Origin of the sequence: Chroococcidiopsis cubana SAG 39.79 (assembly GCF_003991895.1) — a bacterium.
Taxonomy (GTDB): domain Bacteria; phylum Cyanobacteriota; class Cyanobacteriia; order Cyanobacteriales; family Chroococcidiopsidaceae; genus Chroococcidiopsis; species Chroococcidiopsis thermalis.
The window spans coordinates 1-8,154 of record NZ_RSCK01000160.1 but is presented as its reverse complement, the minus strand read 5'-3'; the positions used below and the strand labels follow the sequence as shown (position 1 = coordinate 8,154).

The 8,154-nt window shown below is 43.5% G+C and carries 8 protein-coding genes and 2 pseudogenes; 4 read left to right on the top strand and 6 right to left on the bottom strand.

Annotated elements, in window-relative coordinates; genetic code table 11:
* Together DSM107010_RS39110 and DSM107010_RS35685 are read left to right on the top strand one after the other, a co-directional pair.
* Nucleotides 1-302 (top strand): hypothetical protein (locus DSM107010_RS39110; protein ID WP_158631961.1); only part of this gene is annotated, 302 nt, incomplete at its 5' end.
* A complete protein-coding gene (locus DSM107010_RS35685; RefSeq protein WP_106171364.1) occupies nucleotides 295-1,368 on the top strand; it encodes a hypothetical protein in 1,074 nt (357 codons plus the stop codon). The genes DSM107010_RS39110 and DSM107010_RS35685, both read left to right, overlap by 8 nt.
* 154 nt (nucleotides 1,369-1,522) lie before the next feature.
* Here DSM107010_RS35685 and DSM107010_RS35680 read toward each other — a convergent pair whose 3' ends face one another.
* Entirely contained in the window at nucleotides 1,523-2,266 is a 744-nt protein-coding gene (locus tag DSM107010_RS35680) for a sterol desaturase family protein (protein WP_106171362.1), read from the bottom strand.
* Between the two features lie 354 nt (nucleotides 2,267-2,620).
* On the opposite strand from DSM107010_RS35680, the gene DSM107010_RS42635 reads away from it, so the two are divergent.
* Nucleotides 2,621-2,749 carry a hypothetical protein gene (locus DSM107010_RS42635; RefSeq protein WP_277871363.1) on the top strand — a complete coding sequence of 43 codons (129 nt, stop codon included), beginning with the start codon at nucleotides 2,621-2,623 and terminating at the stop codon, nucleotides 2,747-2,749.
* Between the two features lie 167 nt (nucleotides 2,750-2,916).
* Nucleotides 2,917-3,222 (top strand): hypothetical protein, encoded by a 306-nt coding sequence (locus DSM107010_RS35675; RefSeq protein WP_127025252.1) that lies wholly within the window; start codon nucleotides 2,917-2,919, stop codon nucleotides 3,220-3,222.
* A gap of 61 nt (nucleotides 3,223-3,283) precedes the next feature.
* Here the strand turns inward: DSM107010_RS35675 and DSM107010_RS35670 are convergent, their stop codons facing one another.
* The 5 genes and pseudogenes from DSM107010_RS35670 to DSM107010_RS35640 form a co-directional block, all read right to left on the bottom strand.
* Nucleotides 3,284-3,565: an HU family DNA-binding protein gene (locus tag DSM107010_RS35670; protein WP_127025250.1), complete on the bottom strand. Its 282-nt coding sequence runs from the start codon at nucleotides 3,563-3,565 to the stop codon at nucleotides 3,284-3,286.
* A gap of 208 nt (nucleotides 3,566-3,773) precedes the next feature.
* Nucleotides 3,774-4,841: pseudogene (locus DSM107010_RS41780) on the bottom strand (ISAs1 family transposase).
* Between the two features lie 132 nt (nucleotides 4,842-4,973).
* The gene (locus DSM107010_RS35655) at nucleotides 4,974-5,762 is read right to left on the bottom strand and encodes a methyltransferase domain-containing protein (protein WP_106170323.1); all 789 of its coding nucleotides are present in this window, start codon (nucleotides 5,760-5,762) and stop codon (nucleotides 4,974-4,976) included.
* Nucleotides 5,763-6,562: 800 nt separating this feature from the next.
* Nucleotides 6,563-7,081: a transposase gene (locus tag DSM107010_RS35650; RefSeq protein ID WP_241994470.1), complete on the bottom strand. Its 519-nt coding sequence runs from the start codon at nucleotides 7,079-7,081 to the stop codon at nucleotides 6,563-6,565.
* Between the two features lie 712 nt (nucleotides 7,082-7,793).
* Nucleotides 7,794-8,154, bottom strand: a pseudogene (locus DSM107010_RS35640) (hypothetical protein); the annotation flags it as partial.

Here is an 8,154-nt window from a genome sequence, read left to right as displayed (position 1 = left end):
AGCACGGTTTTGAAGGCGAGGCAGAATCGCGAGATTCTGAGGGGAGACTGCAACTCCCCGTCCTTAGCCAGCGGCAACAGGTAGTGACGGTGAATCGGTTTGTCGTATCGGTTGCCGAGTTCATGCAGCGTTCGCTCGATAGCTTCGATGTTGGGCGACAGGTGTGTGAGTCGGGATTGAGAAAGTGCATTGAGCAGATTGAAAGAATCAAGCAGAAAAAGCATCATCAACAACTGTGCGATCGGGTGGTAGCGATCGCAAGAGTAGGCAACTCCTTAGAGCAGGAATTTTGCTATGGATAGTAATACTGCGAGCAGCACGGATGTTGCTAGTCGCAACTTCCAAATCGGCGATTGCGTCACCATTACAGTTCACCCGCTTTTTACTGGGAGAACAGGAGAAATTACAGCTCTGCCCTCTGCTGACGCGGGAATCGTAGCACTCGACAGTGGCGGAAGGGAAAGAATACCGCTGTCGTGTTTGAAGTTATCAAATCGTTTAATGTCAAACGATGTTCCAATTGGAACATCGTTTAATGTTGAAGTATTGTCATCTGCTCCAATGACAGTAGAAGAAGCCAGAGCGACAATTAAGCAGATCAATGGGCTGTGCAATCAAATTCGTGCATTGCTAGTAGAACTAGAAACAAGAGAGGGCTATCTAGCCTTGGGTTTTAACAGCATGGCGCAACTGATGAACTCAAACTTGTTTGTCAAAGCACGCTCGACACTTCACAAAGAGTTACTTGCAGGCAGAATCGAAACTCAATATTTACACGTCCCAGTGGGAACGTTTAGCGAATCGCATCTACGTCCACTTGCTAAACTCAAGCCAGAGTACTACATAGAGGTCTTATCTCAGGCAACCCAGAGCGCAGGCGCTCGCCCGATGACGGCTCGTGACGTAAGTGCTGCGGTGGCAACGATGCTACTAACTGATAAAAATGCAGCAAAACGCAGTATTGTGGATGTAGTCAAAGAGCGCACTCTTGTTCCATTGTGCGATCGCAGTCAGTGCCGGATTGAGGATGCGAGCGTAGTTCGGGGATTTAAAAACGCAGACTTACGACCCTACGATGGTTATTGGGGCATAATCCAACATATCAGCGAGCATTTCTACCACATTTATATTAGCCTGAAGGGTGAAACAATCCAGTGTAGGGAAGAAGAAGTGGAACCGATAGATTTAAGTGAAGGCGATCGCATTACTTTATTGTCAGTTTCGTCGCGAGTTAGCAACTTGTTGAAAGCCGAGTTGGAAGCGGTGGATTATGCAATTTTAGAGACGATACAGCGATCGTTATATTTGACACCGAGACAGTTGATGCACTTAGAGCTGATGGAAAAAGATTATGGTGTGAGTCAGTGAAGGGCGATCGCACGCGGTCAACTACCTATGAACTAGGGGGACAAGGGGCAGTCGAGCGCAATTTCCTTCCTAGACGACTACTGGGATTCTGTTGAAGAATTCTACTGGGATTGACAACCGCTCGTCAGGATAACACAACCGTTGCTTGCGCCAATTAGTAATCAGCCGCTTGAGTGCCGAGTAACTTGTCCCAAAAGGTGAAGTAGAGTCCATAGTGTAGCCGATACTGGCGATGATGCAGCGAGTGATGTGTCGGACCAATCAACCACTGTCCTAGCCATTGACCCAAAAAGGACGTGTCAAACAACTTAAATCCCAGGTGAGTGATCGTTGCCCAGATTGTCATTGTCATCAGTACGGCAACTAAGGTAATCAAGTGAAGTGGAATGAGAAAAACTACACCGACTAAGAACAGCGCGTGTACTAAAGCTTCTGGTAAGTCAAAGGCGAAGGATGTCCACGGTGTTGGCTGTCGCGACCGATGGTGACCGTGATGCAGCCACTTGAAGAGCTTGGGGTGATGAAATGCGCGATGGACAAAGTAAAAGTATGCATCCTGGAGCAGCAGTACGGCAACAAAACTGACCCCTACATACCACAGTCCATACTCGTGTAGGGAAACATACAATAGCGTTGCCCCCGACTCGTACCCTAACATGATTGATGCAGCGCCGAGCGCAAACACTACTGCTGAGAGTACGGACAGTTTGATATCCTGACCAATTGAGTGCAACATTGCCTTATGTCGCCACCTTTCCCTCATTAAAGGCTTTCCTACAACCGAATAGAAAAACCAGTACGCTCCTCCAGCAATCAAGAAGTATCGCAGTAGAATCATCCCGAAAAATCCCGACCAGCAGAACCAGAGCTTTGGTAAAGTCAAGCAAAAATTTGGCATCAAACTAGCTGTTGTACGGCTTGAAGCTTAACAAGCATAATGGCTTCTCTCCTCTATCGCAAGCAGTGTGAGTCGCGCGCGGTTGGAGCGGTTTGAAAAGACGGTTGGAAGTAGAACCGAGCAGATCAACTGATATTGAAGGGATTATTATATAGCTAAAAGAAAAGCCGTGATGCCCGCGCCTCAAGTTGGTCAAATTGGCTACAGATTCGCTCTGACTTGCCTAGAGAGATGGGAACGGAAATGTCACGCTGCTTGTGTTGCTACAGAGCTAAAAGACTTTTCGATGACCCCGATGTTTGCCGTCAACTATCTGCAATGATGTAGCGAATTAGACGATTACTTCAGGTTGGATTGCTAGACCGAGGCGCAGAAGCAGTATTGCAGCATTTAGGACGACAAACGTATCTCACCGACTTGGAAGTAGAGCTACTAACTTTTTTGGAGCAACGTTATGGAATCTGTGATGGGAGCAGCAGATGAATCGCTAATCCGATTCCCCAGTTTTCTGCACTCTTTTCTGCACTCAACTGTGGCGAGTGCACCTTACAGATTTTCCTTACAGCGTGTTGCAGAACTAGAGTGAATGCGGTAAAAATGTGACGAGCTGCCGAATAACAGCAATTGCAATTCTTCAAGGAAAAAGTAACATGACTACGGCAAGATCGGAAATCACGCTGAAGTTTAACGAACTACCCCAAGTCAAGCCAGCAGAGAATAAGAAGGTAGAAATTACCCTTACCGACCAAAATGGAGTCACATTTACCGCTTTGGTGAATGCGAAAAGTTGGCGTAAGGCAGAGGCAGATGCGGCTAATTTTAGTGAATGGGGCGGAGCTGTCACTGGGAAACTGGGGCAGCCAATAGCAGATGGCTTTGAAGTGGTCGAAGCAGGAGTCAGGATTTTTGAGAAAAAATCTAAGGAGCCAGCGGCGGAAGCTGTCTCTACCAGCTAATGTTTGTTAGTTGCGCTTCGCACTTTGAGTTGAGAGTTATCCTGAGTCGAGCGCGTGGAAGCTAACTGTTGGGAGCGACTTTATCCTTAAACAACTTGCCAGGAGCGAAGCCAGGAACGCGAGTGGCAGGGATTGTCATCTTCTCGCCAGTTTTGGGATTACGCCCTTCCCTAGCCGAGCGTTGGCGCGGCTCAAAAGAACCAAACCCAACGAGTGAGACTTTATCGCCGCCAGACACAACTTCAACAATCGTCTGTGTCATCGCACTGAGGATGAGATCGGCATCTTTCTTGGTGACATTAGTTTTGGCTGCAATAACATCAACGAGTTCTGCTTTATTCATCGTAATTAAGGCTCATCAGGTCGCAATGATTGTAATGTAGAAAAAAGCAACAGTAATTGTTAGCCCGTAATCTTCAGCTCTTCAAGGGAAAATTATCTGAGATTTGGTTTGTTACTAATGAGAGCGGGGTCTGGTGAAGACTTTTGTCAAAATGTTATTTCTTATGAGTCAGCTCCTGGAGTGCACTATAGGAGTAAGCAGGGCTGATTTATTGAAAAAAAGAAAAAAGGCGAGGCAGATCGTGAGCAAGTTGTCGCAATCCTTGGGTGATAGAAGCAAATCCGTGCTGTCGAAACAGATTGAGCGCAATGGTTCGGACAATGGCAAAATTAGCTGGGGCATTGCCGTCACATAAGGGAGCAGTGTCCTCATGAAGCACCACATCTTTGACCCAATGGAGGCGATTTTCGATGTGCCAATGTTGGCGAATGTGTTGACTTAACTGTGCGGCATCAAGTGCGAGAGAACTGATATAAAACATCGTTTCCTGGTAAGGCTCAAAAGCCCGAATGCCGATGCGTTCCACTCGAATGAGGCGTTGCACACCGATCCACAACTGCTCTATTCCAGTTACAGTTTCTAAAACACTCACTGTGCGTTGCGTTCTGCGATTTCGCGTTCGTTCGGTTTGCTGCTCGACGCTCTGGGGTGGGTGTTGCTCAAACTGAGTCACCAAATAATCATAGAGCGTTGGTTGATTTTTTTTGACTGTAATCACGTAATCATTGCCACTGTTAACGATCATCTCAACCGTTTTTTTGGGTATGCAACGCATCTAAAGTGAAACACACCCCACTCAAATTCAGCCGACTCAGCAAGTCTTGCACAGTGCTAATTTCGCTCTCACTGCCGTTGTGCATTGGTAGTAAACCTCTCACCATTCCAGACTGAACGCCAAAAGCAGAGACCACACTAACAAAATCTTGGTATGGTTGCTCGTAATCGCTCAGACTGGCTTTGATGCTTTTGCCATCGGTCGCCATTTGCTCACCTCGGCTGACCGCAACCGTTTCGCTTGCCCAAGCGTTGAAGGCATCGGTCAATGATTCAAAGTTAATTCGCACCATCACTTGACGAATCGTTGAATACGAGGGCAATCGTTTGTGTGGCAGTTCCATTAGCTCCAGCAATGCTGTTTGATGGCGTGCCACAAAGTCGGCAAGCGCCCGATACCCAAAACAGCCACTCATGGTTCCCATCACCACCAACAACAACACCACCCACAACGGATAGCGTGGCTGCGTGCGAAAGTCTTGGACTTGTTGAAGTTGCTCAATTAGGCTCATACTACCGAGTAGAAAATGAAGCTAATCTCTTCTATTCTGTATTTTCTCCCGTCAATAAATCAACCCTGCTATAGGAGTAAGGGGGTGTTAACCATGCCCTGCTCCTAGTAGTAATAGTAATCTTAGTTTGATTTAACTGCTCTGGCACAAACAATGACTGCAAATCGCGGGTCGTTGTAGTTTAATTGTGTAGAAGTGAAATCAAAAGCTGCCATTCCCCGCAATTCACCAGCTGCTACAAGTGAATTACCATATGTTTTCATCGTAATATTTTCTGGTTTAAAGGATTTAGCCAAAAGGAAATACAAACCTCTTTTAGTAAAGCGCCAAAGCTCATTATATACAGAATGATTTATTGTAATATCCGGTACGGCAACTAGCAAAACACCTCCTGGCTTTAGAATACGATACAACTCGGCAATCGTTCTATCTATTTCTGGGATTAGATGTAAAACGTAAGTGCAAATAATACAATTGAATGTATTACTAGGAAGACTATTGGGTTGAGTTAAATCAGCAATAATAGTAGCATTTGAATGAGCTTGCTCCTTGTTTAAAATATCTAACTTAGTCACCCTACCACTACCATAGTGCGAGGTGTAACTATCCTCTTGGAATTCCAAGCAATGTCCTTTAATATCTGATGCAAAACTCTGTAGAAATTGCTCTAAATAAATACGATGAACATTTATACCTCTACTGCACCAATCTTGAGCTAAGGGATGCATACCCACTGTTAATAGCTCAATTCTAGTTTTCAGCATGAGCAGAGGTTTCAACTTCTGTTTAATAGATTGCTTGTAGCTAACTGGTAGTAAACGCTTAAGCCGATTTATAAACTTTTTTGTTCCATTAATAGAATTTCTAGATCTACTCAATATCTGTTGTTGAATTTCAGTTAATTGGCTCATTATTGCTCCCTACACTCCTGATTCATGTCTGTAGCTTATCTAGGTATTAACGAGCTGACTATGTCTTTTTTAAACTCAGTAAATTCGCCTGGTAGCGGTCTTTTAACTAGCGATGAATAAATCGTTTAGAATGGAATTCCAACATTCTGATTGAACCATAAACAAAATTCCATTGCCATTACTGATATATTGCTTTTATCCAAGCGCTAAAGCGAGATAATAGTATTGTTGCATCGTACTGTTGAATATATAATTGTCATGAATCTTCGTAGGAGAACTGAAAGTTGTATAGAAATGCTCAGCTTAACCCACTCTACTTAGTATCTGTCTAGCGATTTTTTGGTTTTTATTCAACTCATTAGTAAAATACTTACACAAAGCACTTTCATCAAAAATTGCGCATGGGCGTACTACTATGAAAGTAATATTTGCTGCTTTTACAACTTACTAGTTTTGGTAATCTGAGCAGAACATGCTTACAATCTCATCTCTGTCTTCATTTTAGCTGTCACTAATTAAAATATTAGTACTCATTACTTGTCAATCAAAAGAAGTTCAGAAAAGTTCAGGAATTAAATAATTTTTCGCTTAAGAAAAATTTTGTGAAGGAAAAGTGTGCGCTCGAATACAGAATGTTTTGTTAGCTCTCTGTTTAAATAGAGGTCTAGAGTCAGTAGCTTTAAGGGACGACAACCGACTAGAATGCTTGCTATATAAGCACCATAGCTCTCAAATCTTGGCGATAAAATGTCTGCTTGTTGCGAATGAACTTGATGAGTTCTTCAACCCATACCTGACATTCATGAAAGGTAACTATCCAGTTTCGTCCATATAAACAAGCTCCAAAAATCACTGTGTCTTTTTCTTGTCCTTCCCTTTTCTGGCTCCCGACAAAGGTAGGATTGCTGCCTCTGTAAAACAGCTCTTTCTCCCTGTAACCAAGCATCTGTCATTGCTAAAGCGATTAAAAGAATTAAACGAGTAAGTCTATTAGGATTCGCTTTGGAGCCTTCCAAATTGTAACCGCCAGTCTTACAATCACGAAACATAGCCTCAATTCCAAACCTTTGGCTATAGATATGAATTGCAGTTTTTAAGTCTGGGAGATTGGTTAATAAATACCTGGCTTGCTCCTCTTGCTTACCTCGATACTGTCTTTTCCAGTACACCGCTAAATTAAACCGACCAAATCCTTGCTTCTGAGTCAAATTGACATTGGAATAGAAAATACGTACTCCTGGATGAATAGGAATATTACTTAGAGGTTGAAAGTTTTGTCTTTTTTCACGAAATGTGGTGTCTTGTTTTTGACGAAACACAAAACTGATGTTTTGTCCCTGCAACCAACTGGCTAGTTCTACACTATGAAATTCTCGCTTCCCCAATTATGACTAATTTATACTTCCTTAATAACCGAATTGCTGGGCGTAACACTTTTTGTTGCTCTCTTAGATTACTGCTACCATCTTTCTCCAACAACACCCAAAATACTGGCAATGCTCTTTTTTGATAAATCGCACTAACCATCAACACATTGTTTTCTTTCCACTGCGTTCTATAAGAGCGCAATAATCAGTTGCCTCTCAAGTTTTAAGTGCCTTTTCAGTATTTCTTCAATTAGCGGAAACCACAGCAACACTACACTCAAGGCATCCAGATTTAAAAACCTTTGCAAATGCCGCCGCCGACTATTCTGTTGTATCGGTAAAGGCAATGTTGCTGAAGCGTCTTTCTATTCTCACTTGCTTTTGATGCTGGAACAACCACACCAGCATTTTTAAGGTAACTAGTTGCGATTGCGTCAGATATTTTTGCAGTAATGTTTGATAAAATGTCGCTACTCATTTTGATTTACGGTCTTGTTCAATTTACGAGACCGTTCTTTTTTACCATTAAACGGATATCCAGTGGTAGTATTTTCTCTCTAAATAGTTTATTTTCAATAAGTACCCTCTTTCTCTCCATTTTTTCAAAGGGGTTTGCGGCTGGAACCTCTCTGCCTATCTTGCTTTCATCCTGGTTGTCGCCCCCTCAAACCCACAATAAAGGCTCGTAGAGCGCAGATTCAGTATCGCGCCACTCCTGATAGCAAGCCGGACACCAGAGCTGTTGGGAACCAAAGAGATTCTTCAACCAGAAGAGTCGCTCCCAAGGTAATACTGTCATGTGACGCAGATCCTGCCTTTGCGTCAACATCTCTAGCACCTCAACCACCTTTTCAACTTGCCTAGTTCCATCTAACCAATACTCAGCCGTGCCATTGTGCAACAGCAATGGTTGTTTGCGCCAAATAGAGAAAGCAGACTCAAAAGCGAATGGCACTAAGAAAAGCTGAAATACTTGTGATTTAAGCAGTTTGTAATTGTTCGTGTAATTCGTGCCTTGATTTCGT